Source organism: Rhodoferax fermentans, from assembly GCF_002017865.1.
Taxonomy (GTDB): Bacteria; Pseudomonadota; Gammaproteobacteria; order Burkholderiales; family Burkholderiaceae_C; genus Rhodoferax; species Rhodoferax fermentans.
Genome location: NZ_MTJN01000002.1, coordinates 3,881,821 through 3,907,247, shown reverse-complemented (window position 1 = coordinate 3,907,247; position 25,427 = coordinate 3,881,821). Strand labels below are relative to the sequence as shown.

Annotated in this window: 26 protein-coding genes; 5 read left to right on the top strand and 21 right to left on the bottom strand. The window is 62.9% G+C overall.

The window, feature by feature from the left end:
* Position 1: 1 nt before the first annotated feature.
* The 7 genes from RF819_RS18150 to RF819_RS18120 all read right to left on the bottom strand — a co-directional run bounded on the left by RF819_RS18150 (position 2) and on the right by RF819_RS18120 (position 7,827).
* Positions 2-943 (bottom strand): MurR/RpiR family transcriptional regulator, encoded by a 942-nt coding sequence (locus tag RF819_RS18150; protein ID WP_143541758.1) that lies wholly within the window; start codon positions 941-943, stop codon positions 2-4.
* A gap of 7 nt (positions 944-950) precedes the next feature.
* On the bottom strand, positions 951-2,222 hold the full coding sequence (locus RF819_RS18145; RefSeq protein ID WP_078366266.1) for an amino acid deaminase: 1,272 nt from the start codon (positions 2,220-2,222) through the stop codon (positions 951-953).
* Complete coding sequence (locus RF819_RS18140; RefSeq protein WP_078366265.1) at positions 2,219-3,235, bottom strand: ABC transporter ATP-binding protein; 1,017 nt, start codon at positions 3,233-3,235, stop codon at positions 2,219-2,221. The genes RF819_RS18145 and RF819_RS18140 overlap by 4 nt, the downstream gene beginning before the upstream one ends.
* Positions 3,232-4,293, bottom strand: coding sequence for an ABC transporter ATP-binding protein (locus RF819_RS18135; protein WP_078366264.1), 1,062 nt, complete (start codon positions 4,291-4,293; stop codon positions 3,232-3,234). Before RF819_RS18135 ends, RF819_RS18140 begins: the two co-directional genes overlap by 4 nt.
* Complete coding sequence (locus RF819_RS18130; protein ID WP_078366263.1) at positions 4,290-5,153, bottom strand: ABC transporter permease; 864 nt, start codon at positions 5,151-5,153, stop codon at positions 4,290-4,292. The genes RF819_RS18135 and RF819_RS18130 overlap by 4 nt, the downstream gene beginning before the upstream one ends.
* On the bottom strand, positions 5,150-6,100 hold the full coding sequence (locus tag RF819_RS18125; RefSeq protein ID WP_078366262.1) for an ABC transporter permease: 951 nt from the start codon (positions 6,098-6,100) through the stop codon (positions 5,150-5,152). Before RF819_RS18125 ends, RF819_RS18130 begins: the two co-directional genes overlap by 4 nt.
* A gap of 131 nt (positions 6,101-6,231) precedes the next feature.
* Positions 6,232-7,827, bottom strand: coding sequence for an ABC transporter substrate-binding protein (locus tag RF819_RS18120; protein WP_078366261.1), 1,596 nt, complete (start codon positions 7,825-7,827; stop codon positions 6,232-6,234).
* A 116-nt stretch (positions 7,828-7,943) separates the two neighbouring features.
* On the opposite strand from RF819_RS18120, the gene RF819_RS18115 reads away from it, so the two are divergent.
* Positions 7,944-8,333 (top strand): RidA family protein, encoded by a 390-nt coding sequence (locus RF819_RS18115; RefSeq protein ID WP_078366260.1) that lies wholly within the window; start codon positions 7,944-7,946, stop codon positions 8,331-8,333.
* Between the two features lie 431 nt (positions 8,334-8,764).
* Positions 8,765-9,259: a GNAT family N-acetyltransferase gene (locus tag RF819_RS18110; RefSeq protein WP_158081311.1), complete on the top strand. Its 495-nt coding sequence runs from the start codon at positions 8,765-8,767 to the stop codon at positions 9,257-9,259.
* Positions 9,260-9,271: 12 nt separating this feature from the next.
* Here the strand turns inward: RF819_RS18110 and RF819_RS18105 are convergent, their stop codons facing one another.
* The 12 genes from RF819_RS18105 to RF819_RS18050 form a co-directional block, all read right to left on the bottom strand.
* Entirely contained in the window at positions 9,272-11,920 is a 2,649-nt protein-coding gene (locus RF819_RS18105) for a cation-translocating P-type ATPase (RefSeq protein WP_078366258.1), read from the bottom strand.
* Between the two features lie 10 nt (positions 11,921-11,930).
* Positions 11,931-12,275 (bottom strand): chaperone modulator CbpM, encoded by a 345-nt coding sequence (locus RF819_RS18100; protein WP_078366257.1) that lies wholly within the window; start codon positions 12,273-12,275, stop codon positions 11,931-11,933.
* Entirely contained in the window at positions 12,272-13,171 is a 900-nt protein-coding gene (locus tag RF819_RS18095; protein ID WP_078366256.1) for a DnaJ C-terminal domain-containing protein, read from the bottom strand. Before RF819_RS18095 ends, RF819_RS18100 begins: the two co-directional genes overlap by 4 nt.
* Before the next feature lie 71 nt (positions 13,172-13,242).
* A complete protein-coding gene (locus tag RF819_RS18090; RefSeq protein ID WP_078366255.1) occupies positions 13,243-14,325 on the bottom strand; it encodes an AI-2E family transporter in 1,083 nt (360 codons plus the stop codon).
* Positions 14,326-14,332: 7 nt separating this feature from the next.
* Positions 14,333-14,779 carry a hypothetical protein gene (locus RF819_RS18085; RefSeq protein ID WP_078366254.1) on the bottom strand — a complete coding sequence of 149 codons (447 nt, stop codon included), beginning with the start codon at positions 14,777-14,779 and terminating at the stop codon, positions 14,333-14,335.
* A complete protein-coding gene (locus tag RF819_RS18080; RefSeq protein WP_078366253.1) occupies positions 14,776-15,153 on the bottom strand; it encodes a phage holin family protein in 378 nt (125 codons plus the stop codon). Before RF819_RS18080 ends, RF819_RS18085 begins: the two co-directional genes overlap by 4 nt.
* Positions 15,154-15,176: 23 nt before the next feature.
* Positions 15,177-15,557: a hypothetical protein gene (locus RF819_RS18075; RefSeq protein WP_143541757.1), complete on the bottom strand. Its 381-nt coding sequence runs from the start codon at positions 15,555-15,557 to the stop codon at positions 15,177-15,179.
* Positions 15,558-15,593: 36 nt separating this feature from the next.
* On the bottom strand, positions 15,594-15,758 hold the full coding sequence (locus RF819_RS18070; protein WP_078366251.1) for a DUF1328 domain-containing protein: 165 nt from the start codon (positions 15,756-15,758) through the stop codon (positions 15,594-15,596).
* 60 nt (positions 15,759-15,818) lie between these two features.
* Positions 15,819-16,439 carry a hypothetical protein gene (locus tag RF819_RS18065; protein ID WP_078366250.1) on the bottom strand — a complete coding sequence of 207 codons (621 nt, stop codon included), beginning with the start codon at positions 16,437-16,439 and terminating at the stop codon, positions 15,819-15,821.
* Positions 16,440-16,718: 279 nt separating this feature from the next.
* Positions 16,719-17,618, bottom strand: a complete 900-nt coding sequence (locus RF819_RS18060) for a DMT family transporter (protein WP_420853891.1) — start codon at positions 17,616-17,618, stop codon at positions 16,719-16,721.
* Positions 17,615-18,109 (bottom strand): methylated-DNA--[protein]-cysteine S-methyltransferase, encoded by a 495-nt coding sequence (locus RF819_RS18055; RefSeq protein ID WP_078366249.1) that lies wholly within the window; start codon positions 18,107-18,109, stop codon positions 17,615-17,617. Before RF819_RS18055 ends, RF819_RS18060 begins: the two co-directional genes overlap by 4 nt.
* A gap of 44 nt (positions 18,110-18,153) precedes the next feature.
* A complete protein-coding gene (locus tag RF819_RS18050; protein ID WP_078366248.1) occupies positions 18,154-19,701 on the bottom strand; it encodes a DNA-3-methyladenine glycosylase 2 family protein in 1,548 nt (515 codons plus the stop codon).
* Between the two features lie 133 nt (positions 19,702-19,834).
* Here RF819_RS18050 and RF819_RS18045 point away from each other — a divergent pair, with 133 nt between their 5' ends.
* From RF819_RS18045 to RF819_RS18035, 3 genes are read left to right on the top strand one after another with little or no spacing between them, the layout of a single operon-like run.
* The gene (locus RF819_RS18045) at positions 19,835-21,217 is read left to right on the top strand and encodes a phosphomannomutase/phosphoglucomutase (RefSeq protein WP_078366247.1); all 1,383 of its coding nucleotides are present in this window, start codon (positions 19,835-19,837) and stop codon (positions 21,215-21,217) included.
* Positions 21,218-21,253: 36 nt separating this feature from the next.
* Positions 21,254-22,336 carry a lipopolysaccharide heptosyltransferase I gene (gene waaC / locus RF819_RS18040; protein WP_078366246.1) on the top strand — a complete coding sequence of 361 codons (1,083 nt, stop codon included), beginning with the start codon at positions 21,254-21,256 and terminating at the stop codon, positions 22,334-22,336.
* On the top strand, positions 22,333-23,679 hold the full coding sequence (locus RF819_RS18035; RefSeq protein ID WP_078366245.1) for a 3-deoxy-D-manno-octulosonic acid transferase: 1,347 nt from the start codon (positions 22,333-22,335) through the stop codon (positions 23,677-23,679). The genes waaC and RF819_RS18035 overlap by 4 nt, the downstream gene beginning before the upstream one ends.
* A gap of 63 nt (positions 23,680-23,742) precedes the next feature.
* On the opposite strand, the gene RF819_RS18030 is transcribed toward RF819_RS18035, so the two are convergent.
* Together RF819_RS18030 and RF819_RS18025 are read right to left on the bottom strand one after the other, a co-directional pair.
* Positions 23,743-25,059, bottom strand: a complete 1,317-nt coding sequence (locus tag RF819_RS18030; RefSeq protein ID WP_143541756.1) for a TolC family outer membrane protein — start codon at positions 25,057-25,059, stop codon at positions 23,743-23,745.
* A gap of 24 nt (positions 25,060-25,083) precedes the next feature.
* Positions 25,084-25,425, bottom strand: coding sequence for a rhodanese-like domain-containing protein (locus tag RF819_RS18025; RefSeq protein WP_078366244.1), 342 nt, complete (start codon positions 25,423-25,425; stop codon positions 25,084-25,086).
* Positions 25,426-25,427: the final 2 nt, after the last annotated feature.

The window sequence follows — 25,427 nt, the reverse complement described above, 5'->3', positions numbered from 1 at the left end:
GTCATTCCCTGGTCGCTGGGTCGCACGAGGCAGCCCCTTGCGGATTGCCCGTTACGCTGCCAACAGCACCAGCGTATTCGGCGCTGTCAAAGCCATGTTTGTGTAACAACTGTTTGAACTGTTGCAGATCGCGCGTGACCAACGGGCCGAGCCTCTGGGCCAGGCGAACCATCAGGATCTCAATCACGACCAGATGCGCCAGATAGGCCTCTGTGCCCACACGCATTACTGCATCCTGGGGAACAGAGACCGCAAGTACCAGATCGGCTGCTTCGGCCAAGGGTGTCCCGGGCTGGGTCAGTGCGACCACGGTGGCACCCTGCGTGCGGGCGAAACGTGCTGCTTCCACGGTGTAGGGCATACGGCCGACATGCGAGATGACAAAAGCCACACCGTCTGGCCCGAGCGTGCTGGCCGATACCAGTTGTTGGTGTGCATCGAAGATGGCGTTGGCCGTGCGGCCCAGGCGAAAGAGACGGCTTTGCAATTCGTTGGCCATGAACGTGGAGGCGGCCCCAACCGAATAGCAGTCGATGCGGCGCGCCTGCGCCAGCCGATCTGCCACCTGGTCCAGCAGATCGGTGTTGATGGCACGACCCAGTTCGGTGAGGGATGACACCGCAGCGTGGACGATTTTGCTGGCGACATCTCGGGCGCTGTCGTCGGCCTGTACGCTGCGGTGCAGGTGGGACCCGGTCACAGCCAGGTCCTGGGCCAGCGCGACCATAAATCCCCGCACAGAGTCGTGGCCAAAGCTGCGGCAGGTGCGCACGATGGTGGGCATGGACACGCCCGCCTGCTGAGCCAGTTGCTCTACTGTTGCCACAACGGCGGTGCGCGGGTTATCCAGTATCAGGCGTACCACGTTGCGTTGTGCTTCTGGCAGGTCAGGTTGGCGCTCGCGCAGTTGTTGCAGCAAGCTGGTTGAGAATGGGGTAGACATGGTGAATTCAAAAATGGGTGCGAAGGCCTTCAATGACTGATTCATTGTCGTCAACCAGCGGCAGCCAGCGCCATTTGTCAAACGTGGTGCAGGGATGGGAGATGCCCAGGGCCACTCGGTCGCCGACTGCCGGGGCTGCGCTGGCCGGGTCATAACGCAGGTAGGCGTGGTGGTCATTGAGTGCACTGATCGTCCAGCCTGCGGGCGTATGGGTCGCGGTGCGCTCGGCACGGCGCGCCCACCGCACTGGTACCGGCATTTCCAGGTCGTAAGACAAGTCGCGTCGACCGCCGGTGAGCAGGGCCAATCCTGGCTCCGGCACCGACTGGACCATGGTCCAGACTTCCAGGGCAGGGCGCAGCGAGGCATCGAGTCCTTCGCGTTGTTCCACATGCTTGAGAAAACGCATGTAGTTGCCATGGTCATGTGTGATGTAGCAGCCTGAACGCAAGATGCCCTGAACTGGCTTGGACAGCCCTTGTGTGCGCAACAGGGGCACCACCAGGTCGAACACGGCCGAACCACCGGCGGTGATCAGGATGTCGGCGCCGACAAAAAGTCTCTGCTGGTCACACTGGCGGGCGGCCTCGGTCACACGGCGCAGCAGCGCCGTGACCTCTTGGGCATCGTGCGCACTGTCGCAGCGGGCCACGCCGCCTTCGTAACATTCGATGCCACCCAGCTGCACGGCGGGTGAACGGGACATCGCCTGCGCCAGCGCCATGGCCTCATCCAGTGTTCGGCAGCCAGTCCGCTGGCCGGGCACACCAATCTCCAGCAGCGTGTCAAAGCACTGCGTACTGGCACGCCGTGCTGCCCAGTCTTCAATACAACGCAGTTGCGCGATGGAGTCCACCAGGAACCACACGCGCAGGTCAGGGTGGCGCTGCAGCAGGGTCTGCAGCCCATCCAGGTCGGCGTCACACACCACTTGGTTGGCAATGATGGCGCGGCGTGCACCGGCGCCTACTCCTACCGAGAGCTGGTACACCGTGGCAAAGGTCAGGCCCCAGGCGCCGGCCTGCAACTGTCTGGCAAACAGTTCAGGCGACATGGTGGTTTTACCGTGGGGTGCCAGCATCACGCCTTTGCGGTTGGCGTAGTCCTGCATCCAGGCCAGGTTGTGTGTCAGCGCCGTGTTGCGGATCACCGCCAGCGGGTAGGGCAGATCATCCGCCAGTACGTTCCAGCCTTTGCTGCCCAACTCGGAGGTTAGGCAAGGTGTGGCTGTCAATGGGTAACTTTTGCAGTGCGGGTCCAGAGCGAGATCGTTGGTCATGGTGAGAGAGGTGTTAGAGCTGTTTTCCAGCAGGCATGAAAGTGGTCGGGCTTTACCTCGCGCAGTTGCATGTCGGCGCTGGCACAGCGTTCTTCGGCCATCGGGCAGCGGGTGCGGAACACACAGCCCGAAGGTGGGTTGGAAGGGCTCGGCAGATCACCTTGCAGCAAAGCAATGCTGCGTCGTTGCGCCGGGTCGGGAATGGGCGCCGCCGCCAGCAGGGCACGCGTGTAGGGATGCTGGGGGCGGGCGTAGAGCGCCTCGGTCGGCGCAATCTCCATCACCCGGCCCAGATACAGCACCACCACGCGGTCACACAAATACTCCACCACATCCAGGTCGTGTGAGATGAACAGCAGCGTGAGGCCCAATTGCTCTTTGAGTTCGCCCAGCAAGTTCACGACCTGGGCCTGGATCGAAACATCCAGCGCTGACAAAGGCTCGTCTGCCACGATGAATGTTGGCTCCACCGCCAGTGCGCGGGCAATGCCGATGCGTTGGCGCTGTCCACCCGAAAACTCGTGTGGAAAGCGTTCTGCGTGTTCGGGTCGCAAGCCCACCTGCTGCAGCAGCTCGTGGATGCGTGGCAGGCGCGCTTTGCCCTTGGCCAGGCCGTGTGTGTCCAATGCCTCGGCCAGCACCTCGCGAATGCGCATGCGTGGGTTCAGGCTGGCGTACGGGTCCTGGAAAATGATCTGGATTTTGGAACGCAACGGTCGGTACTGCGCCTGCGACAGTGCCGCCAGATCTTGTCGGGCGCCCGCGCCGTGGTACAGCATTTGACCCTCCGTGGGGTCCACCAGTCTTGTCAACAGTCGGCCAATGGTGCTTTTGCCCGACCCCGACTCACCTACCAGGCCGAGGGTCTCGCCCTGGCGGATGGTGAAACTCACGTCATCCACGGCGCGCACCGGGTGGCTGCTGCCGCCAAAGTACTTGCGCAGGTGCTGGATATCCAGCAAGGGGGATTCGGCCGCTGGGGCATGCGGTGTGGTTTGCAACACATTGCTCATGCTGTCACCTCGCGCTGGATGCAACGCAGCATGCGACGTGCTCCGATGGCCTCCAGCCTCGGCATGGCGCTGTCGCAGGCGGGCTGTGTGCTTGCACATCGCGGCGAAAACGCGCAGCCGGGTGGGGGTGCCATCGGGCTGGACACTTGCCCGGCAATGGCCACCAACTTGCGCCGTCCCGCGCCGATGGCGCCTTGCTGGCGCCTTGCCACACCGGGCAGGCAGGCCAGCAGGCCGCGTGTGTAGGGATGTTCAGGGCGAGCAAACAGGTCATGCACGCGGGCTGATTCAACAATACGGCCCGCGTACATCACGGCCACCGCGTCGGCGTACTGTGCCACTACACCGAGGTTGTGGGTGACAAACAGCATGCTCATGCCGGTTTCCTTCTGGAGCCGCCCCATCAGCGCCAGGATTTGGGCCTGGATGGTCACGTCGAGCGCGGTGGTGGGTTCGTCGGCAATCAGCAACGTCGGGTTGCAGGCCATGGCCAGTGCAATCATCACACGCTGGCGCATGCCGCCCGAGAGCTGGTGTGGGTACTCGTTGACACGCTGTGCAGCCGCCGGGATCTCTACCAGCTCCAGCATGCGTCGCGCGTGGGCATGGGCGGTGCTGCGGTCCATCTTCAGGTGCAGGCGGGCCGATTCGGCAATCTGTTCACCGACAGTGAGCACCGGGTTCAGGCTGGTCATGGGTTCCTGGAAGATCATGGCCAGTTCATTGCCGCGCAGGGCGCGTTTCTCGGCTTCCGGCATCGCCAGCAGGTCAACCCGGCGACCGTCGCGCCGAACAAACCAGGCCTGACCGGTGACCTGGGCCTGCGAGGTGCGCGCATGCAGTCCCATCAGTGTGAGGCTGGTGACAGATTTGCCCGAGCCAGATTCACCCACCAGGGCCAGCGTTTCGCCGGGATGGATGGCAAAGGACACATCGGCCACGCTCTGGATGCGGCCCGCATCGGTGGCAAACGAGGTGGACAGGCCGCCGACCTCCAGGCGCGCTGCGCCCGGGGTGGTGTCGCATGGCGGTGTGGTGGTTGAGGCTTCGGAAGTCATACGGTTTTCTTCAGTTTGGGGTCGAGCAAGTCGCGCGCACCATCGCCCAGCATTTGCAGTGACAGGACGGTGAGCACAATGGCCACACCCGGTGAAAAAATGGTCCAGAACGCCTTGTCGGCATAGTCCAGACTGCCTGCAATCATGGTGCCCCAGGTCGGGATGTCAGGCGGTACACCCACACCCAGAAAGGACAGCCCAGCCTCCGCCAAGATGGCGTAGGCAAAGATGAAGGTGACCTGCACCAGAATCGGCGACATCAGGTTGGGCAGGATGTGTTTGAGCAAAATCTTCGGGGTACGTACACCCAGAGCGCGGGCGGCATCGACAAACAGCAGCTCGCGCAGCACCAGGGTGGTGGCGCGCACCACGCGGGCCACACGCGGCGTGTAGACAATGACCAGCGCCAGCATCACGTTCCACAGCGAGACCCCCAGAATCGACACCAGCGCAATGCCCAGCAGGATGTCGGGGAAGGACATCATGGCGTCCACCACGCGCATCAACGGCGCATCAAGCCGCCGGAAGAAACCGGCAAACATGCCCAGTAGCGTACCCAGCAGCACCGCACCGGTCGCGGTGACGATGCCGATGAGCAGCGAGTAACGGGCACCGTGCACGATGCGCAGCATCACATCGCGGCCCAGCTCGTCGGTGCCCGCCCAGTGGGTGGCTGAGGGCGCGTGCAATCGCTCGCTGATTGACAGGGCATTGGGGTCGGCGTCTGATACCCAGGGGTACACGGCGGCAATACCCACCACCAGCGCGAGCGTGACGGCCGATGCCAGCACCACCTTGCGGGCAAACAGGCGGCGTAGCACAGCCAACAGGCGGTGCAAGAAAGACGATGACGAGTTCATTGGGTCTCCAGGCGAATGCGCGGGTCCACCAGCGTGTAGAGGAAGTCGATGGCCAGGTTGATGAACACGTAGATGGCCGCGATCACCAACAGCGTGCCCTGGATCACAGGGTAGTCGCGCCGCAGCACGGCCCGCACCACCAGGTTGCCGACACCAGGCAGGTTGAAAACGGTCTCGGTCACCACTGTGCCGCCAATCATGAGTGCCATCGTCAGCCCCAGGACGGTGACGATTGGCACCAACGCGTTGCGCAGCACATGTTTGACCATGATGGTGCCCTCGGGCAGGCCCTTGGCGCGTGCGGTGCGCACGTAGTCCTCCCCCAGAATGTCGAGCATGGACGCCCGCGTGAAACGGATGATGAGCGCCGAATTGAGCAGACCCAGCACCAATGCGGGCAGCAGCAGGTGCTGCAGCCGATCACCCAGACCGGCGCTGGGGTCGCCATAACCCGAGGCTGGGAACCAACCCAGCTTGACCGCAAAGAGCTGGATCAGGATCAGGCCCAGCCAGAAGCTGGGCACACTGGCACCCAGCATCGCCACGCCGCTCACGGCCTGGTCGGCGGCGCTGCCACGCCAGATGGCCGCTGCCATGCCGCTCGGTATGCCCACCAGCGCGGCAATACTCACCGCAAACAGGGCCAGGAACAGTGTGGGCTCAGCCCGCTCCAGCAGGGCCTGAGCCACCGGCCGTTGAAGGAACAGTGATTGCCCCAGGTTGCCCTGCATCAGCTCACCGATCCACAGTGCAAACTGCACCGGCAGCGGCTTGTCCAGCCCGTATTGGGTGCGTGCCTGGGCAATGTCGGCGGTGGTGGCCTGGTCGCCCAGCAGCAGGGCTACCGGGTCACCCGAGGCCAGCCGCGTGAGGCAGAACACCAGCACGGCCACCAGGGCCAGCACCACCACCGCGCCACCCAGGCGCCTCAACAGGAATCGCATCATGTTTGTCTTTCCGAAAATCCCGTCAGCAGCAACACCTCCACCCTAGGCCAGTGCCACCGTGGAACCGGCTTTGCCGGGCCACTGGTGGCGCCCCCTTGAGGGGGAAGCGCCGCAGGCGCTTCGAGGGTGATCTAGTTCTTCAGGCCGGTATTCCAGAAGAAGGGCCAGATGGCGGGGGTGTAACCCTGCAGCTTGGCCGAACGCGCCGACAGGCCGTTGAACTTGCCGACCTCAATAAAGGGCACCTCGTCGTACACCACTTGCTGCACCTTGCCCCACAGGGCGCCGCGTTTGGCAGGGTTGGTTTCCTGGTTGAAGGCAGAGAGTGCGGCCTTCTTGTCGGCAGAGTCCCACCAGCCTGGTGCACCATCACCCAGTTGTGGAGGCGAGAGCATGGGCTCAGGGAACAGGCCGGAGTGTGTGAAGTACACATCCCACAGCTTGGCGTCGTTGCGGCGCTGCACCAGTGTGGCCCAGTCCACAACCTGCAGGTCGGTCTTGAAACCAGCCTTTTTGAGCTGCTCAGACATCACCAGCGCCATGTTGTAGTGGAACTCGTACTGTCGGCTGGCCATGATGCGGATTGGCTGACCGTTGTAGCTGGCCTTGGTGGCCTGTTCCTTGGCGGACTGAGGGTTGCGCTCGTTGTACAGGTTGGTGCCAGCAGCCGAGTAATACGGTGTGCCCTTGGGAAAGAAGTTGGGCTCCACCAGGAAGAAGCGGTTGTCGCCAAAACCGGCGGCCATCAGCTCGCCGGTGCCCACCGCAGTCTGTACCGCGCGGCGCAGTGGCTGCGTGGCCAGCACACCTTCTTTGGTGTTGAACACAATGTACGGGAAGCCGAAGTTCTTGGTGACGATAGGCACCACATTGGGCGCACCTTTCTCAATGCGTCCGATGGCTTCCACCGGCAGCAGGTCGGCGTAATGGAACTGACCCGACAAGGCGCCTTCCACGCGTGTGTTGGCACTGGGTACGGGCACAAAACGCAGCTCATCGAGCAAGGCCTCACGCTTGCCAGCGTAACCACTTGCAGCCTCTTTTCGGCTTGTATAGGCATCAAAACGCACCAGCACGGTGAACTGGTCCGGGCGGCGCTCCTTGAATTTGTAGGGTCCGGTGCCGACGAACTCCTTGAGCTGCGGCGCAATACTTTCCTTGGCCATGATCGCCGCCATGCCGCTGGGCAGTGCGAGCTGCGCCAGCAGCGGGGCGTAAGGCGTCTTGAGTTTGAGCTCCACACTCAGGGGGCCCTTGGCTGTGAGTGATGCCACTTCTTTGCCAACCGCTTTGCCTCGGGGCGAGAGCTCCATCCAGCGCTGCAACGAGGCGACCACGTCGTCAGAGTTCAGCTCGCGATCGTTGTGCAGTTTGACCCCTTTGCGCAGAGTGATGGTGTAGGTCAGTCCATCCTTGGAAACGCTCGGCATGCCCTCTGCCAGCATGGGCGCAATGTTCCAGTTGGCATCGAAGGTATAAAGTGGTTCATACACGTGCTGCATGATGGTGCCCACCAGGTCGGCTGTACTGACCATCGGATCCAGCCCCTGGGGCTCCCCCACCATGGCCAGATTGGCTGCACCACCTTTGGGCGCTGGCACCGATTGTGCCCAGCCGATACTGCTGCCCAGGCAACACGCCGTGACCATCGCAGCGGCCCTCAGGACGGTGCGTCGACGGGTTGTGCCTGAGAGTCTTTGCACCAGATTGGTTCCAGAAGTTTGCATTTTGCACCTCGAAGTAATAGGGTTACACTGATAAGCACATTCGATGCCAGTTTTGCCCTTCTTATTGGCTTTTAGAATGTTCTTGTGTAAATTATTTACCTGAAGGAGTCTTTTTTATGACAGTAGAAACCCTTGGTCAGTCTCCCATTGCTTCAGACCGTCAGGCGCGTCCCCTGTCGCCAGCCACCCGCGCCGGCGACTTCGTTTTTGTCTCTGGACAGGTCCCCACCGACGACAAGGGTGAGGTGGTGGTGGGCGGTATTGAGGCTCAGACACGCCAGGTGTTTCAGCGGTTAACGCAAGCCCTGACGCTGGCAGACTGCACACTGGCCGATGTGGCCAAGGTCAGCGTCTGGCTGGCAGATGCCCGCGACTTTGGCAGTTTCAACCGCGTTTACATGGAGTGTTTTGGTGAACACCGCCCGGCGCGTTCCACCGTGGAGTCGCGTCTGATGATTGACGCCAAGGTGGAGATGGATGTGACCGCGTACAAACCGCGCGGCTGAGCCACCACGGCCGCATACGTTGGCGCGGCGTAGGGCGTGTCTGAGCAGCGCCAGTGGGGTGAACACCACCCCACATTGAGTTCCGGCGTTGGACCGCGACGTGGCGCTGTTCAAGCATTGGGGTTTGTCAACGGGGACGGTCCGTCTGGCCGATTGTGGCCAAACAACGATGTGGCAAATTGGCCTCCAGCCCTTATAGGATAAGGGCGGGTAGCTATCAAAGAAGTAACTTCACGGCAGGCGCGAAGGCGGATAGACACAAGCGCATTTTTGCAACACCTCCCCCAAACGGGGGATACCCAAATCGGGCCGCGCCGCTGAGAATGGGCTGGCTGCCGATGCCAGCCAGTACCTCATGGCGGCAAGCAGATTGTTTGCAGGATGCCCAGGCCGATGCCTGTTGGCCTGCCCCCGACTTCATCAACCAAGTTATGGACATCCAAGTTCACTTCCGGCCCTATTCGCGCAATGAGCGGGAGACCTGCCTCGGTCTGTTTGACGCCAACTGCCCGGACTTTTTTGCACCGGTTGAACGTCCTGACTATGCAAGTTTTCTCGATACCAGCTCGGCTTGTTACGAGCTGTGCCTGGTCCAGGGCCAGGTGGTGGGTGCGTTTGGACTGACTGGCCATGAGCGTCTGCGCCGCAGCCTGAGCTGGCTCCTGATCCATCCCTCATCTCAAGACCTGGGCATTGGTTCGGTGGTGATGGCCCGCGTGATCCGGCTCGCTGTCTCGCTCGGGCTGGAGCTGGTGGAGATTGCGGCGAGCCACAAGTCAGCGCCGTTCTTCACCAAGTTTGGCGCGGTCATCAACGGATTTTTCCCGGACGGCTGGGGCCCCGGCATGCATCGGGTGGACATGGCGCTGGCGCTCCAGCGGTCCAACCGCCCCTTGAGAACACAGCCGCTGCGTGGGCCGGTCTGAACAGGCGCATCCTCAGGCTATGGCATGGCGCCTGGCCGACCGCCTGCGCCAGGCTTTCTCCAGCTCCACAACTATCCCCACCACCGCTGCCGCGCCCAGGCAGATGCCCAGCTCCATCAGGCTCAGGGGCTGGGTTTTGAAGATCGGGTTGAGCACCGGCACATAAATCGTCGCCATTTGCAGCAAGAAGGTCAGCAACACCGCACCCAGTAAAGGTTTGTTGCTGCCCAGGCCTTGTGTCCACAACGCGTCGCGCTCGGAGCGGATGGCCATCACATGCACCATTTGTGACAGGGTCAGCACGGTAAACACCATGGTTTGCCAGTGGGCATGGCCTGTCGATAGCGCCCAGTACTGCACACCCAGGCACAAGGCAGCAATCAGCAGCCCGACACCCAGGATGTGTTGCCACATGCCGTTGGCAAACAGGCTCTCGTCTGGTGCGCGGGGTGGGCGCTGCATGACACCACGCTCAGCCGGTTCGGTCGCCAGTGCCAGACCCGGCAGGCCGTCGGTCACCAGATTGACCCACAGGATGTGGATCGGCTGCAGCGGGATCGGCAGCAACAGCAGCGGGGCCAGGAATAAGGTCCAGATTTCGCCCGAGTTGCCGGTCATGGCATAACGGATGAACTTGCGGATGTTGTCAAAAATGCGCCGCCCCTCACGCACCGCCGCCACGATGGTTGCAAAGTTGTCGTCCAGCAGCACCATGCTGGACGCTTCACGTGCCACGTCGGTGCCGCCTAAACCCATGGCCACACCAATGTCGGCGCGTTTCAGGGCCGGGGCGTCGTTGACGCCGTCGCCGGTCATGGACACGATTTCGCCGCTGGCTTGTAGCGCTTGCACAATGCGGATTTTTTGCGCCGGGTCGACCCGGGCGTAGACCCGCACCTTGGCCACACGGGCCAGGAGCGCTGCGTCGTCCAGGTCGGCCAGATCTTGCCCGGTCAACACCTCGGCCTGATCGTCAGTCACGATGCCCAGCCGCTGGGCAATCGCCCGTGCGGTGGCCGGGTGGTCGCCGGTGATCATCACCGGTGTGATGCCTGCACTGATGCAGTCGCGCACGGCGGCGGCGGCCTCTTCCCGGGGCGGGTCAATCAGGGCAATCAGTCCGAGAAACTGCAGCTGGCTCTCAACCCCTGCCAAGGTTTCACCCTCGGGCAGGCTTGCAAAATCGCGCCGCGCCAGGGCCAGCACACGCAGGCCTTGTGCCGCCAGGGTGTTGGCCTGGTGAATCACCGCTTGGCTGTCCAGCGGCTGGGCGCCGTCTGTGGCCCACTGCGCGTCACAACAGGCCAGCACAGACTCCGGCGCGCCTTTGGTATAGCCGACAAAACGCTCGCCGCTGCGGTGCAGCGTGGTCATGCGTTTGCGGTCAGAGTCAAACGGTAACTCCTGTACCCGTGGCAGCTCGGTCTCCAGCTGTGTTTTGTCCAAACCCGCGCCGTGTGCCACCAGCACCAAGGCGGTTTCGGTCGGGTCGCCTTGCCAGGCTTCGGCGCTGTTGTCGTTCGGGTTGTGGCGGGCGTCGTTACACAGGGCGGCGGCGCGCAAGGCTTCCAGAACCTCCGGCGTCGGGTCAGGCGCGCCAGGTAACCATGCGGCGCCCTGGACCCAGAGCTGTTCGGCAAACATCTTGTTTTGGGTCAGCGTGCCGGTTTTGTCGGAGCAGATGGTGGTGACCGAGCCCAAGGTTTCCACCGACGGCAGCCGCCGCACCAGTGCATGTACCGCCACCATGCGTTTGGCCCCCAGCGCCAGCAGCACCGTGACCACGGCGGGCAAGGCTTCAGGAATGGCAGCCACCGCCAGGCTGATGGCGGTCAGGGCCATCAGCAGCGGGGCTTCACCGCGCCACACACCTGCTACAAAAATAATGACACATATCCCAATCACCACCAGGGCTAGACGCTTGCCAAAGGCTGCAAGCCGGTTTTGCAGCGGGGTGCTGCGGTCGTCCTGGTCGAGCAACTTCGCCACTTTGCCGAGCTCGGTGGCCATGCCGGTGGCCAGCACCAGCCCACGCGCCCGCCCCAGGCTGACGGTGGTGCCTTTGAACACCATGTTGAGCTGGTCACCCAGCGCCTTGCTGCTGTTGCTTGGCAGCACATGGGTTTGTTTGGCCACGGTGACGGATTCACCAGTGAGTGCCGATTCGTCCACCTGCAGTTGTGCGATGTCGATCAGGCGCATGTCGGCCGGCACCTGGTTGCCCGCTTCCAGCAGCACAATGTCACCGGGCACCAGAGCGGGTGAGGGCACGGTTTGCAACTGGCCGTCACGCAGCACTTGGGCCTGGGCGGTGGCCAGTACTTGCAACGCCGCCATGGCGCGGTCGGCGCGCCAGCTTTGCACAAAACCAATCACCGCGTTGAGCAACACAATCACCAGAATCGCGATGGTGTCCACCAGATCGCCAATCAAGCCTGAGATCACGGCGGCCACCAGCAGCACCAGCACCATGAAGTCGCTGAACTGGGCCAGCAGCAAACGCCAGGGGCCACGGCGCGTTTGGCTCTGCAGCGCATTCGCGCCAAAGCGTTCTAACCGACGGCTGACTTCGTCCTGGCTCAGACCCTGGCTCGGGTCTACCGCCTGTTCAGTCAGGAGTTCTTGGGTTTCGCGCTGGTGCCATGGGGCCGGGTTGGACATAGGGAGTCTGTCAAGCACCCAGGTCCGACTGCAGGTGGGCCGGCAGCCGAGCCTGCAGCGATTGCACCTGGCGCTGCAACATTTCAATGCGTGTCAGTTTGTCCAGCAATATCGCCACGGTGAACATGTCCAGGTCGTAGTCCACGCGTAACCTGGCCGCGTTGCGCAGCGGCATCACCCATTGGGCACTGAAGACACGCTCGGGTGTTGCCGGGCTGACCGGCTTCAGCGCACGGTAGGCCACCAGGTCATCGAGTTCGTCTTCGGTCAAACCGCAGCAATGGCTCAACTCACGCAAGCTGACGGTGTCCTGGCTGTCGGTCCAGCTCCATAACAGGCTCTGTTCGTGGCTCATAGTGGGTTTTCCTTGGTTGCGACAACGCGCGGGTTGAAGGTGGATACACGCGCCAGCTCCTGATACAGCGCCCGTTCTGCCTCACTCAGGGTGGCTGGCACATCGATGTGGACCAGGGCGTAAATGTCACTTTGGCCCGCCAGCAACCCGCGCCCGCGCAGGCGCAGCTTGCGCCCCGAACGGGTGCCCGCCGGAATGGTCAGCAGCACCGGGCCATCGAGCGTGGGCACCTCCACCCCGGCGCCCAAAGCGGCCTCCCAAGGGGTCAGCGCCAGGTCAAAGTACAGGTCCAGCCCGTCGGGCCGGAAGATCGGGTGCGGTGCCAGGCTGATGTGCAGGTAGATGTCACCATCGGGTCCGCCGTTTTGGCCCTTGCCGCCTTTGCCACGCAGGCGCAGTTTTTGGTCCTGCCGCGCGCCGGGTGGTACGGTGACCTCCAGCACACGTTCACCTGTGCCGTCTTGCAGCGTGAGTTTGACGGTGCTGCCCTGGCGCGCGTCGGCCAGGGTGATAGTGATGCCGGTTTCCAGGTCGCGGCCTTTCACCGGCATGGCCGCACGTGCACCGCGCCCCCGCCCCATCGCCGCCAGCAGGTCGGCTAGATCGATGTCTTCAAACGATTGCCCGCCGGTTGAGAAGTCTTGCTGCCATTGCGGCGGTGGTGAAAACTCGGCGCCCGGCTGCGGGTGGCCCAGCTCGTCATAGGCGGCGCGTTTGGTCGGATCTTTGAGGGTGGCGTAGGCTTCGGCGGCTTCCTTGAAGCGGGCCTCGGCATCTGGCGCCTTGGACATGTCGGGGTGGTGGGTGCGCGCCAGCTTGCGGTAGGCCTTTTTGATCTGGTCCAGATCGGCGTCGCGCGGCACCCCCAGCGTCTCGTAATAGTCTTTGTATTTCATGGTGTGATTCTGTTCCTGGGAAGGTCCGACAACAAGCACCTGGTACTTCACCAGCCGTCAGGCTCGGGGGCTCAGGCCGCTGGCGGTATGCCGTTCTGGTTGCTGATGTGGATCTGCCACACCGCCATGGCCATCGCGGCAATCACCGGCCCAAGCACAAAGCCGTTGATGCCAAACACCGCCATGCCGCCGAGCGTGGTGATCATCACCACATAGTCGGGCAAGCGGGTGTCTTTGCCCACCAGAATCGGGCGCAGCAGGTTGTCGACCAGGCCGATCACCAGCATGCCATAGGCCAGCAGCGCCACACTTTTGCCGAGCTCACCCACCAGCAAAAAATACACCGCCACCGGCGCCCAGACCAGGGCCGCACCCACCGACGGCAACAATGACAAAAAGGCCATCAACACCGCCCACAACACCGCGCCACTGACACCTAACGCCCAGAACCCCAGGCCGCCCAGCGCCCCCTGGATGGCCGCCACCAGCAGGTTGCCTTTGACGGTGGCGCGCACCACGGTGGTGAAGGTGTCGAGCAGCACCGTTTTGTGTTCTGGGGTCAGTGGCAAGGCGCGGCGCAGTGCCTGACTCACACTTTGGCCGTCGCGGATCAGGAAATACGCCAGATACAGGGTGATGAACACACTGGCCACAAACTCAAAGGTGTTTTGCCCGATGCTGAATGTCTGCGTGGCGATGACCTGTGCGCCCTGCGTCAGCGCGGCGGTGAGGCGGCGCTGCAGGGTGTTGAAGCTGACCAGCCCGAAGCGATCCAGCACGCTGGTGATCCAGTCAGGCAAACTGTTGAACACACCGCGAAAGTACAGCGCCGGGTTGAGTTCACCACTTTGCAACTGGCTGTACAGCAGCGCAGCCTCTTGCACCAAGGACGCGGCAATCAGTCCCAGCGGCAGCACCACAATCACCAACACCACCAGCAGGGTCAGCAGCGCGGCTAGGCTGGGCCGTTGACCCACGCGGGGCATCAGCCAGGCAAACAGCGGCGAGAACAGCAGTGCAATGATCACCCCCCACATGAGGGCGCCGTAAAAGGGCAGCAGGATGACGATCAGCGCCGCTGAGACCAGCAACAGCAGGACGTTCAGGGCGCGCTTGCTGTCGCGACGCAGGTGTGGTGTGGGTTCTGGGAGCATGGACCAGTTATTTGGGGGCGGTGCCGCTGGCTGGCGGCTTGGGGCCAAGGTGTTTCATGACTTCGGACAGGATCTGTGGCATCAAACCCGCAAGCAGGGCGGGGGTGGAGATCCAGCGCCAGGGCCGCAGCACCACCGTCAGGCCACCCAGCGCCGCAGCGGCCAGCACCAGCGTGTAGGGGTGGCGTTGGGCGACCGGCTGCAACAGCATCTTGGAGGTTTCAGAGCCCAGCAGCAAGGCCATGCGCATCGGTTGTTTTTGCCACCAGGCTTGCAACACATCCACCACCAGCCCCAAGCCCGGGCCGGTTTGCAAATGGCCCAGCAGGCCACCCAGCAGGCCCTCCGGGTTGCTGCCGGTGCCGACACCGGTGCGGGGGGGCTGTTGCATGGCCTGGCGCAAACGTTCACGCGAGGCGGCAAGCCGTTCGCAGGGGCTGACGTCCTGGCTCATGGCTCACCTGCTTCGCGCAACATCGCCATGTCTTCGTTGATCTGGCGGCCTAGGCTGGCAAAGGCGGCGGATGGTGCTGGCTGGCGTGCCAGCAGCAGACAAACCACCGCGACCAGCAGTGGCACGGCAGGCACGGCCAGCAACACCCACAAGGCCTGTGCTGGTGCCGCTGTGGCAAACCACAGCATGGTGGCCACCCCTGCCAGCACCGCTGCCACACCCAGGGCACACAAGGCCGCCGCGTACAACAACAGCTGGCGCTGCCAGGTGGCGCGGGCCAGGCCCAACTCCTCGGAAAACAGCGCAGCGTAAGCCTGCGCATGGTCTACCAGCAGTTGTGGTCGGGTGGCCAAGAGGGCCAATAAAGGGTGCATCAGCAGCCGAGCCTCAGCGATGTTTAATGGCGGTCGCGTGAGCGGGCCACCAGGCTCACCAGCGCCATCAGTGCAGCGCCGGTGGCAGCGGCAATCAGCACCGCTTTGACCGGTTCCTGGCGGATGTAGCCCACGGTGCTGTCCGAGGCGTGTTCGGCCTTGACACGCAATTGGTGGGTGGTTTCACGCACGGACTCCAGGCCACGGTGGGCCATCGCGCTGACCTGTTCGCTGGCGCGCTCGAGCACCGGTGTGGCCTGTTGACGCAAGCCTTGTAATGCGTTGCCAGCGCTGTCAACGGCTTGGTTGGCCGCTTGCTGGCTGGCGCGGATGGCGTGGTCTGCAGACTGGGAGGCCTGGTCAATCAGGTTGCCAGTTTTTTCAGTGGTAGGTGTCATGGACATGGTGGTTCCTTGAAATGGGTTAAAGAGGGGTGTGGACTAGCGTCCTTTGAGCGCACCGAACAGGAAGCTGACAACGGCCAGCACAATAAAAACAAAAAACAAAATCTTGGCAATGCCCACAGCGCCAGCGGCGATGCCGCCAAAGCCGAACAGGGCCGCAATCAGAGCGATGACAAAAAATACAACGGCGTAATGCAGCATGGTGAGTCTCCGGTTAGGTGAAGGGGTGAAACAGACCGGCAGCAAGCCGGCCCATTGGGCTTACAACTTGCCAAAAGTGACTTTGGCGTCTTTCAGACAGTTGTCTTTGGCGGTGGATGCCAGGGCATCACACTTTTCTTCAGCCACCTTCAGCTGGGCTGCACGTTTGTCGGCTGCTGCGTCGGCGCGAACTTCCTTGTTCTCGCTGCTGGCCTGGGCTTTGGCTTCGGTGGTTTTTTCTTTGGCTGTGGTGTTGGCGGCCGAGGTCTTCATTTGCACCTTGGCATCGGCTTTGGCGGCGGTCAGCGCGGCCTTGGCTTCTTTCACACAGACATCCTTGGGGTTGCCAGCCAGGTCATCACATTTTTCTTTGGCCACGTCATAAGCAGCTTCGGCTTTGGCGATGCTGACTTTGTTGTGGGTTTTGGCGGTCGGTTTGTAGCTGTTGTCCAGCTCGGCCAGGGCCACAGCTTCTTTGCCTTTGGCTTCGGCGACACAGACGTCCTTGGCGTTGTCTGCCTGGGAGTCACAGGCTTTTTTGTCGACCTTGTAGTCGGCCTTGATGCGGGTTTTGGCAGCGCTGAAATCGCTGGAAGACATGGTTTGCGCCATGGCACTGCTGCCAAACAGCAAACAGGTCGCCATAGCAACACCACTGAGCAGATTGAGAGGGTTCTTCATGTTGATTCCTTAAAGTTAAGACTTTCGCGAGCAGCAAACGCTCCGAAGTCCTGACGTTAAGGGGTGGCCAGCAAGACGTCTGTTCGCTCGCGCACACAGGTGGAAAACCTGAGCAAATCCGCTGGCAGCGCCGTGCCGCATGCGCACAAAACCGCTGGAGCATGAACTGTTTGCGTGACCTGTCGAAGGCCGTCGGCAGGCTCAGCCCGAGCGGAATCCAATGCACATTGGGCCGCACTAAGAGCCGAGATGGCTTTGTGTCAGTTCTGAGGTGGCGCTTTAATGCCGGCGCAGCTTGAACAAGTCCAGCGACAACGCGGTGCCGCACAAAATCGCCGTGCCACAGATCAGCATCCAGGGTGTGACCAACTCACCCAGAAACACCAGGCCGTAGATCAGCGCAAACACCGGGATCAGGAAGGTCACCGTCAGCGTGCTGGCCGCGCCCACTTTTTCAATCAACCGGAAAAACAGCACATAGGCCACACCGGTGCACAACACACCCACTGCCAACAGCGCCAGCCAGGCCGTCATGCTGGGCGTCGCTGTCGGCCAGAGCCACAGCGCAGGCAGCGCCAGACCCAGCGTGGCGCCGATTTGGCTGCCAGTGGCCACCGCCAGCGACGGCACCCCGGCCAGGTAACGTTTGGTGAAACTGGCGGCGATGCCGTAACACAGACACGCCACCAGACAGGCCACCACCGCCCAGCCACTGGACAGGCCCGAGGCATCGGGCTTGAAGCTGGCTTTGCCCCAGGCCAGCATGGCCACACCCACAAACCCGATCAGCAGACCCAGAATTTTCAGACGGTGTGGCCGGTCACGCAACCAGACCCAGGCGACCAGCGCGCCAAACAGCGGCACCGTGGCGTTGAGCAGCGCCGACAAACCGGTGGTGATGCTCATCAGCGCATAGGCGTAACAGGCAAACGGGATGCCGGAATTGATCAGCCCCAGAAAGAAGATCTTCTTCCAGTGCTGGCCCAACGCCGCCCCCTGGCCACGTGCCAGCAACAGCGGTAGCAAAAACAGGGCAGCAATCCCTACCCGCAGGCCTGCCGTGGGCAGCGCACCAAACTCGGCGGCGCCCAGGCGCATGAACAAAAACGAGGCACCCCAGATGGCACCCAGCAGGACAAATTCGATCAGCCAGGGCTGTTTGGAGGAGGGGGAAATCACAGGACACCTTCAAGTTGCAGCAGAGCGGTTTTTCGGTCCAGGCCACCTGCGTAGCCGGTCAAGCTGCCCTTGGCGCCAATCACCCGGTGACAGGGCACGATGATAGTCAAGGGGTTGCGCCCCACGGCCGCACCCACGGCACGCACCGCGCTGGGTTGGCCAATGCGGCTGGCCAGCTGGCCGTAACTGCAGGTGGCACCGAACGGGATATCCAGCAGCGCCTGCCACACGGCCTGCTGGAACGCGGTGCCGGTGGTCAGGTTCAAAGGTAAATCAAACTGTTGGCGCTGCCCGGCAAAGTAGTCCTGCAACTGCAGCTTGGCCTGGTGCAACACCGGCTGCCCGGCATCGGGGGCGCAAGCCGACAGGTCAGGCAGATGCGCCTGGCCCTCAAACCAGATGCCGACCAGCTGCTTGTTGCAAGCCGCCAGCAGCATCTGGCCCAGTGGGCTGGTGAACTGGGTGACTTGGGTGTGTTTTGGGAGTTTCATGTGTTTTGGCCTCTAGCCCTTGTATCAAAAGGGCTTTTAGCTATTTAAGTCATAGTGATGGGGCGAGATTCCTCGGAACTGGTGGGCGGCGGCAGATTGGCCCAGGCGCGGATCACCGCGTAACTGCGCCACGGTTGCCAGGCGGTGGCAGCGGCCAACGCGGCTTGCGCCGGGTTGGGCTGCTGGCGCACACCCAGCGCGTTGTGCAAGGCCACATCACCCGCTGGAAACGCATCGGGCCAGTGCAGGGCGCGCATGCAGATGTATTGCGCCGTCCAGTCACCAATACCCGGCAGGGTTTGTAACACCGCGCGGGTCTGGTCGGGGTCGGCGCCGGGCTGCAACTGCAGCGCGCCGCTGGCCACCGCATGTGCCAGGGCCAGGATGGCGTTCTGGCGTTGCTTCACGATGCCGAGTTGGCCCAGCACCTCGCCGCTGGCTGTGGCCAGTGTCTCGGCACTCGGGAACAGCCGGTCCAGGCCGGCCACCGGTGTCTGGATCGTCTCACCAAAGCGGACCACCAGCCGCTGGCACAGGGTGCGCGCCGCGGCCACGGTGATTTGTTGTCCCAGCACCGCACGCACCGCCAGCTCAAAACCGTCGAATGCGCCGGGCAGACGCAGGCCGTCACTGTTCGGAAAATGGGTGTGCAACACCTGGTTGATGGCGCTCGGGTCAGCGTCCAGGTCGAGCAGGGCGCGTACCTTTGCCATCACCTGGGGCAACACCTCAGCCAGAGAGTCACTCACCGTCAGGTCGACACGGCAGCGGGTGTCATCAAACTGCGCCACCACCCAGCCGGTGGTGCGCTGTGAACCGTTGTGGATGGACAGGGTTTTGGCGATACCGGGGCTTTTGGGTGCCAGGCTCACCAGCTCGGTGCCTTGGACTTGGCGTCTGGCCAAAAACTGCAGCATGGCCGCCACGTCATAGGGCGGGCGGTAGGCCAGTTTGAGATGGATGCCGCTCTGGCCTGCGGCGCTGCTGGGTGGTCCGCTGCGCCGCAGCTGGGTTGGGTTCAGGCCATAGTGTTCGGCAAACACCGCGTTAAACCGCCGCACGCTGGCAAACCCGCTGATCTGCGCCACCTGCGTGGCAGGTAGTCGGGTGTCGGTCAGCAGCTGTTTGGCGCACAACAGGCGCCGGGTTTGCAGGTATTGCAGCGGCGAGACACCAAACTGCGCCTCAAAAATGCGCCGCAAATGCCGGTCGCTGATGCCCAGACGCTGCGCCAGTGTGGCCACACCCAGAGCCTGGCTCGGGCTGCCAGGCGCGGCGTCCATCAGCCGGGCGGCCTGCTGCGCCAGGATGCTGGAGGCGTCCTGCATCGACCAGACCTGGGCTCCCCCGCCAGCGGGCGCCAATTCGGGGCGACAACGCAGGCAGGGGCGAAACCCGGCTTGCTCCGCCAGCGCTGCGTGTGGGAAAAAACGGCAGTTGTCACGCTTGGGGGTGCGCACCCGACACACCGGTCGGCAATAAATACCGGTGGAGGTGACACCGGTGAAAAAATTGCCGTCGAACCGCGCGTCCCGGGCTTTCAGGGCCAGGTAACAGGCATCGTCGTAGGCGGTGGTGGGTTGCAGGAACATGCGTTGGATGATAGGTGCCGCAGCGCCTTGTGTGCTGCCAGTTCTGGCCGTTTTCGGACATCTCCCTGACTTGGTTGGCGGCCTACAATGCCCAGCGCAAAAACGGAACTTCTCCAACCAGCAAGGGACCTTCATGCAGTTATCTCCTACGATTTTCAAAGCCTATGACATCCGTGGTGTGGTGCCCAGCACCGTGAATGAGGCCATGGCCGAAGCCCTGGGCCGGGCCTTTGGCACCGTGGCCTTGCGTGAGGGGCAAAAAGTGGTCGCGGTCGGGCGCGACGGGCGCTTGAGTGGTCCGGCACTGAGTGCCGCGCTGATCCAGGGTCTGGTGTCGGTCGGTGTCGAGGTGATCGACATTGGCAAAGCCACCACACCGATGTTGTACTTTGCCGCCACCACCTTGTGCGCCAGCGGCATCCAGGTCACCGGCAGCCACAACCCCAAGGATTACAACGGTTTCAAGATGGTGATGGACGGCCGCGCCATCTACGGCGACGAGATCCAGACCCTGCGCCAGATCATGGAAAACGACAGCTGGGTGCTGCAGGATGGCGGCTCGGTGCGCCATGTGGATGTGTTGCCTGCTTACTCCGCTCGCATTGTGGGTGGCATCCAACTCTCGCGCCCGATGAAGATTGTGGTTGACTCGGGCAACGGCATTGCCGGTGCCTCGGCCCCTGGCATTCTGCGTGCGATTGGTTGTGAGGTGACCGAGTTACACAGCGAGGTGGATGGCAACTTCCCCAACCACCACCCCGACCCGAGCAAACCCGAAAACCTGCGTGACGTGGTGGCCGCGCTCCAGGCCGGTGATGCCGAAATTGGTCTGGCTTTTGACGGCGACGGTGACCGCCTGGGCATCGTCACCAAAGAGGGCAACACGATTTACCCGGACCGCCAGATGATGCTGTTTGCACGTGATGTGCTCAAACGTGCGCCCGGTGGCACCATCATTTTTGACGTGAAGTGTTCCCAGCGCCTTGCACCCACCATCGTGGAAGCCGGAGGCGTGCCGATGATGTTCAAGACCGGCCACTCGCTGATCAAAGCCAAGATGAAAGAGATTGGCTCGCCTCTGGGTGGCGAGATGAGTGGCCACATCTTCTTCAAGGAGCGCTGGTACGGCTTTGACGACGGCACCTACGCCGGTTGCCGCCTGTTGGAGATTTTGAGCCAGTCGCCTGACGCCAACGCGGTGCTCAACGCGCTGCCCACCAGCTTCTCCACGCCCGAACTCAATGTGAAATGTGCCGAGGGTGAGCCGCACCGTCTGGTCGACCAGTTGGTGGCCAAGGTCAACTTCCCGGCACCGGCCACCGTCAACACCATTGACGGCCTGCGCGTGGACTGGCCGGACGGTTTTGGCCTGATCCGCGGCTCGAACACCACACCGGTGCTGGTGTTGCGGTTTGAGGGCCACACGCCCGAGGCGCTGGCGCGTATTGAGGCCGACATGCTGGCCCTGTTGCGCTCGGTCAAGCCCGACGCGCAGTTTGACACCGCTGCCCATTGACCTTCATGCGCTGTCTGTGGGTGCAGGGCGGTTGACGTGCGGATCCTGATTGTCAAACTCTCCTCGCTGGGGGATGTGGTGCACACCATGGCGGCGGTGCAGGACATCCGCCTGGCCCATCCCTATGCGCAGATCGACTGGGTGGTCGAGCGTGCGTTTGCGCCGCTGGTGCTGCGCTGCAAAGGCGTGCACCGGGTGATCCACTGTGAGCTGCGGCGCTGGCGCAAAGCGCCTTTGGCCGCAGAGACACGCCAGGCCTGGAAAGAGTTCAAGCAGGAGCTGCAGCAGACAACTTACGACGCGGTGATTGACCTGCAGGGTTTGAGCAAATCGGCCCTGGTGTCCAAGCTGGCCCGGCTGGCGCCAGGTGGCAAACGCTACGGCATGGCCAACCAGACCGAAGGCTCCAGCTTTGAGGCACCGGCGCGCTGGGTGGCCGATGTGGCGATCACCTTGCCGACCCACTGCCACGCGGTCACACGGGCTCGCCTGCTGTGTGCCGAGATATTTGGCTACACCCTGCCGTTTTACATGCATTTTGGGCTGTTGGCCCAGATGGATAAAGGGCTGGCAGATACCAAAAAAGTAGCATTCCGAACCGGCTTGCAAGGTCTGGTGGCCTTGGTGCATGGCACCTCGCGTGCCGACAAATGCTGGCCGCTGGACCATTGGCGTGCCTTGGCAACCCGCCTGAACGCTGCCGGTTTTATGGTGGCCCTGCCGCATGGCAGTGCGGCCGAAGAAGCCACCTGCCACGAGATTGCCCAGGATCTGGCCCATGTGCAGGTCTGGCCGCGACTGGCGCTGGACGCCCTGACCGACTCCCTGGCCAACTGCGACGGTGTGATTGGTGTGGACAGTGGCCTGAGCCATATCGCGGTGGCGCTGGACCTGGCCCATGTGCAGCTCTACAACTTTGACACCGCCTGGCGCACCGGCCCGCTGGCCGAGCGGCAGGTCGAACACGGTGGCCCGGCGCCGCGCCAGGTCAGTGTTTATGCCGATCCGACACCCACCGTGGACAGCGTCTGGCAAGCCTGGACGTCTGTGCTGGCCGCTGCGCAAGCGCACCGGCAGGCGGCGGGTCACAACCGTCCTTCGAGTTTTGCCAACCTATGATCCGTGCCCTTTACTCCCTGGCCATGTGGCTGGCCCAGCCGCTGCTGGTTCTCAAGCTCAGGCGCCGCGGTGCCAAGGAGCCCGGTTACCTGCACGCCATCCCCGAGCGTTTTGGCCACTACAGCCAACCGCTGCCGCCGCACGACGGCCCCACTGTCTGGCTGCACACCGTCTCGCTCGGTGAAACCCGTGCGGCGGCGGTGCTGGTCACCGCGCTGCGCCAGATCTTGCCCGACATGCGCCTGCTGCTGACCCACGGCACCGCCACCGGTCGCGCCGAGGGTGCCAAACTGCTGTTGCCGGGTGACCTGCAGGCTTGGCAACCCTGGGACACCGTGGGCGCCACCCAGCGTTTTCTGCGCCACTTCAAGCCGCAGATTGGTGTGCTGATGGAGACCGAAATCTGGCCGAACCTGGTGGCCATCTGTCACCAACGCCAGATGCCGCTGGTGCTGGCCAGCGCCCGCCTGAGTGACAAGTCGCTGCGCCAGGCCGAGCAACTGGCTTGGCTGGCACGCCCGGCTTATGCGGGCCTGAACGCGGTCTGGCCACAAACCCCACAAGACGCCCAGTGTTTCAACACCCTGGGCGCACCGGTGCGGGCGGTGTTGGGCAACCTCAAGTTTGACGCCACACCCGATGCACAATTGATCGCCACTGGGCGCCGCTGGCGCGAGCAGGCAGGTCGGCCGGTGGTGATGATCGCCAGCTCACGTGAAGGCGAAGAACTGGCTTTGCTCCAGATTCTCAAGACTTTTAGCCCTCCAGCCCTTATGCATCAAGGGCAGGAAGCTATTGATCATGAAGCAAGCCAGATCCAGTGGCTGATCGTGCCACGCCATCCGCAGCGTTTTGAAGCAGTGGCCGAGCTGATCCAGGCCCAGGGGTTTACGGTGTCGCGCCGAAGCAGCTGGGGCACAGAAGGGCCGAACCTGTCAGCGGGGGCGCCAGACATCTGGCTCGGCGATTCCTTGGGCGAGATGGCGCTGTACTTTGGCCTGGCCGATGTGGCCTTGCTGGGGGGCAGTTTTGAGCCGCTCGGTGGGCAAAACCTGATCGAGGCCGCGGCTTGTGGTTGCCCGGTGGTGATGGGCCCACACACCTTCAACTTCGCGCTGGCGTCCGAGCAGGCCCAAGAGGCCGGTGCCGCGCTGCGGGTGGCCGACCTGAGTTCGGGTGTGGCGCTGGCTGCCGAGCTGGTCGTGGACGAGACGCGGCTGGATCAGGCGCGTCAGGCCTGTGGCCAGTTTTCGCAGGCGCACCGGGGTGCAGCGCAACGTCTGGCGCGCGCCATTGTGCATGTGATGAATGCCTCGGTGGCGGGGCTGGTGCGTACCGGTTGAGCGGTGGAGTGGCCCCAGCCGGGTGCTGGCTTGGGCAAAAACAAGCCAGCTGTTGCGACTGGTTTAGCGCTCGAGCAAGGCGTTGATGGCGCTGATGTCTTCTTCCCGGAGTGAACCATTGGCTTGGCGCAACTTGAGGTTACCCAGCAACACGTCATAACGCGCCTTGGCCAGTTTGGCCTTGGTGTCAAACAAAGTGGTTTGGGCGTTGAGCACATCGATGTTGATACGCACCCCCACCTGGTAACCCAGTTTGGTGGCATCCAGAGCGCTTTGGCTGGAGGCTTCGGCTGCTTCATAGGCCTTCACCTGGCCCAGACCCGATTGCACACCAAAAAAGGCTGAGCGTGTGGCCTGGGCCACCCCACGGCGGGTCGCGTCCAGGTCAGAGCGGGACTTTTCTTCGAGCGCCACGGTTTCCTTGAGGCGGTTCTGGATCGCAAAACCAGCAAACAGCGGCAGGTTAAAACTCAAGCCGACCGTGGCCACATTGGTGCGGTAGTCCTGGGTCAGGCTGTTGGAGCCGTTGTTGTGGGTGACGCTGTAGCTGCCAGTCAGGTCGAGTGTGGGTTTGTGACCGGCTTGGGCCTTTTGGGTTTCGAGCTCGGCCACTTCGAGGGCAATGCGGGCCTGGCGCACGCTGGGGTGGATGTCTTCAGACTCGGCCACCCAGGGGCTGACCTCTGCGGGAAGGACGGCGGGCAGGGCCACTGGCAAGTGCAAGGGCATGGGGGTCGCGTTTTGGCCGGTGAGCTGGTCCAGCGCCAGTTTTTTGACGCGTAAATCGTTGTCGGCTGCAATTTCTTGTGCCAGCACCAGATCGGATTTGGCCTGCGCTTCGCGGGTGTCGGTGATGGTGGCGGTGCCGACTTCAAAGTTGCGCTTGGCCGAGGCCAGTTGCTCCGAGACGGCGGACTTCTGCGCGGTGACAAACCTCAGGTTGTCCTGGGCGGCCAGCACATCAAAGTAGGCCTGGCTGACCCGCACCATCAGGTCCTGGTTGGCGGCTTCCAATTGGGCCTGCGCCAGGGCGGCCTGTTTTTTACCTTGTTCGGCGGTGGCCACATTGGCCGGGCGGTACAGCGGCTGCGAGGCACTCAGGGTGACACCCTGGTTGCCGTAGCTGCGCTCCAGCGACGCGATGTCGCTGTTGACGTTGTTGCGGTTGACCGAGCTGCCCAGGTTGACGCTGGGCAGCAGCCCGGCCCGGGCTTGCTCCCCTTTGGCCAGGGTCGCTTCAAATTGGGATTTGGCCGATTGGTAGCTGGCATCAAAGGCCTTGGCGGACTGGTACAGGTCGGTCAGACTTTGCGCCTGCGTCGGCAGGGCCAGCAGCGTGCTGATGGCCAGCGTGAGGGGGAGGAGGCGCAGAGTCTTCATGATGGGGTACCCGGTGAGGCAAATTCAGTAACGCGGTATGCGCTTGTCCACTTCGGCAGACCAGGCGTTGATACCACCCGCGATGTTGGCCACATGGGTGAACCCACGCGCGCTCAGGAACGAGGCCACCTGCATGCTGCGGCCACCGTGGTGGCACAGGCAGGCCACCGGGCGGCTCGGGTCCAGCTCGGACAGACGCGGTGGGATCAGCCCCATCGGGATGCAAAGCAACTCAAATCCGTCGGCCTGAATGCTGGCCAATGCCAGCTCATGGGGTTCGCGCACATCCAGCACCACGGGCTGACCATGTTGTTGGACCGAGGCCAGCCAGGCTGGCAGCTGAGAGGGGCTGATTTGTGCAACCATGC

What these genes read in the sequence shown, in the direction of transcription:
- RF819_RS18150 (WP_143541758.1), bottom strand. Translation starts at nt 943, where the DNA reads ATGTCTACCCCATTCTCAACCAGCTTGCTGCAACAACTGCGCGAGCGC.
- RF819_RS18145 (WP_078366266.1), bottom strand. Translation starts at nt 2,222, where the DNA reads ATGACCAACGATCTCGCTCTGGACCCGCACTGCAAAAGTTACCCATTG.
- RF819_RS18140 (WP_078366265.1), bottom strand. Translation starts at nt 3,235, where the DNA reads ATGAGCAATGTGTTGCAAACCACACCGCATGCCCCAGCGGCCGAATCC.
- RF819_RS18135 (WP_078366264.1), bottom strand. Translation starts at nt 4,293, where the DNA reads ATGACTTCCGAAGCCTCAACCACCACACCGCCATGCGACACCACCCCG.
- RF819_RS18130 (WP_078366263.1), bottom strand. Translation starts at nt 5,153, where the DNA reads ATGAACTCGTCATCGTCTTTCTTGCACCGCCTGTTGGCTGTGCTACGC.
- RF819_RS18125 (WP_078366262.1), bottom strand. Translation starts at nt 6,100, where the DNA reads ATGATGCGATTCCTGTTGAGGCGCCTGGGTGGCGCGGTGGTGGTGCTG.
- RF819_RS18120 (WP_078366261.1), bottom strand. Translation starts at nt 7,827, where the DNA reads ATGCAAACTTCTGGAACCAATCTGGTGCAAAGACTCTCAGGCACAACC.
- RF819_RS18115 (WP_078366260.1), top strand. Translation starts at nt 7,944, where the DNA reads ATGACAGTAGAAACCCTTGGTCAGTCTCCCATTGCTTCAGACCGTCAG.
- RF819_RS18110 (WP_158081311.1), top strand. Translation starts at nt 8,765, where the DNA reads ATGGACATCCAAGTTCACTTCCGGCCCTATTCGCGCAATGAGCGGGAG.
- RF819_RS18105 (WP_078366258.1), bottom strand. Translation starts at nt 11,920, where the DNA reads ATGTCCAACCCGGCCCCATGGCACCAGCGCGAAACCCAAGAACTCCTG.
- RF819_RS18100 (WP_078366257.1), bottom strand. Translation starts at nt 12,275, where the DNA reads ATGAGCCACGAACAGAGCCTGTTATGGAGCTGGACCGACAGCCAGGAC.
- RF819_RS18095 (WP_078366256.1), bottom strand. Translation starts at nt 13,171, where the DNA reads ATGAAATACAAAGACTATTACGAGACGCTGGGGGTGCCGCGCGACGCC.
- RF819_RS18090 (WP_078366255.1), bottom strand. Translation starts at nt 14,325, where the DNA reads ATGCTCCCAGAACCCACACCACACCTGCGTCGCGACAGCAAGCGCGCC.
- RF819_RS18085 (WP_078366254.1), bottom strand. Translation starts at nt 14,779, where the DNA reads ATGAGCCAGGACGTCAGCCCCTGCGAACGGCTTGCCGCCTCGCGTGAA.
- RF819_RS18080 (WP_078366253.1), bottom strand. Translation starts at nt 15,153, where the DNA reads ATGCACCCTTTATTGGCCCTCTTGGCCACCCGACCACAACTGCTGGTA.
- RF819_RS18075 (WP_143541757.1), bottom strand. Translation starts at nt 15,557, where the DNA reads ATGTCCATGACACCTACCACTGAAAAAACTGGCAACCTGATTGACCAG.
- RF819_RS18070 (WP_078366251.1), bottom strand. Translation starts at nt 15,758, where the DNA reads ATGCTGCATTACGCCGTTGTATTTTTTGTCATCGCTCTGATTGCGGCC.
- RF819_RS18065 (WP_078366250.1), bottom strand. Translation starts at nt 16,439, where the DNA reads ATGAAGAACCCTCTCAATCTGCTCAGTGGTGTTGCTATGGCGACCTGT.
- RF819_RS18055 (WP_078366249.1), bottom strand. Translation starts at nt 18,109, where the DNA reads ATGAAACTCCCAAAACACACCCAAGTCACCCAGTTCACCAGCCCACTG.
- RF819_RS18050 (WP_078366248.1), bottom strand. Translation starts at nt 19,701, where the DNA reads ATGTTCCTGCAACCCACCACCGCCTACGACGATGCCTGTTACCTGGCC.
- RF819_RS18045 (WP_078366247.1), top strand. Translation starts at nt 19,835, where the DNA reads ATGCAGTTATCTCCTACGATTTTCAAAGCCTATGACATCCGTGGTGTG.
- RF819_RS18035 (WP_078366245.1), top strand. Translation starts at nt 22,333, where the DNA reads ATGATCCGTGCCCTTTACTCCCTGGCCATGTGGCTGGCCCAGCCGCTG.
- RF819_RS18030 (WP_143541756.1), bottom strand. Translation starts at nt 25,059, where the DNA reads ATGAAGACTCTGCGCCTCCTCCCCCTCACGCTGGCCATCAGCACGCTG.
- RF819_RS18025 (WP_078366244.1), bottom strand. Translation starts at nt 25,425, where the DNA reads ATGGTTGCACAAATCAGCCCCTCTCAGCTGCCAGCCTGGCTGGCCTCG.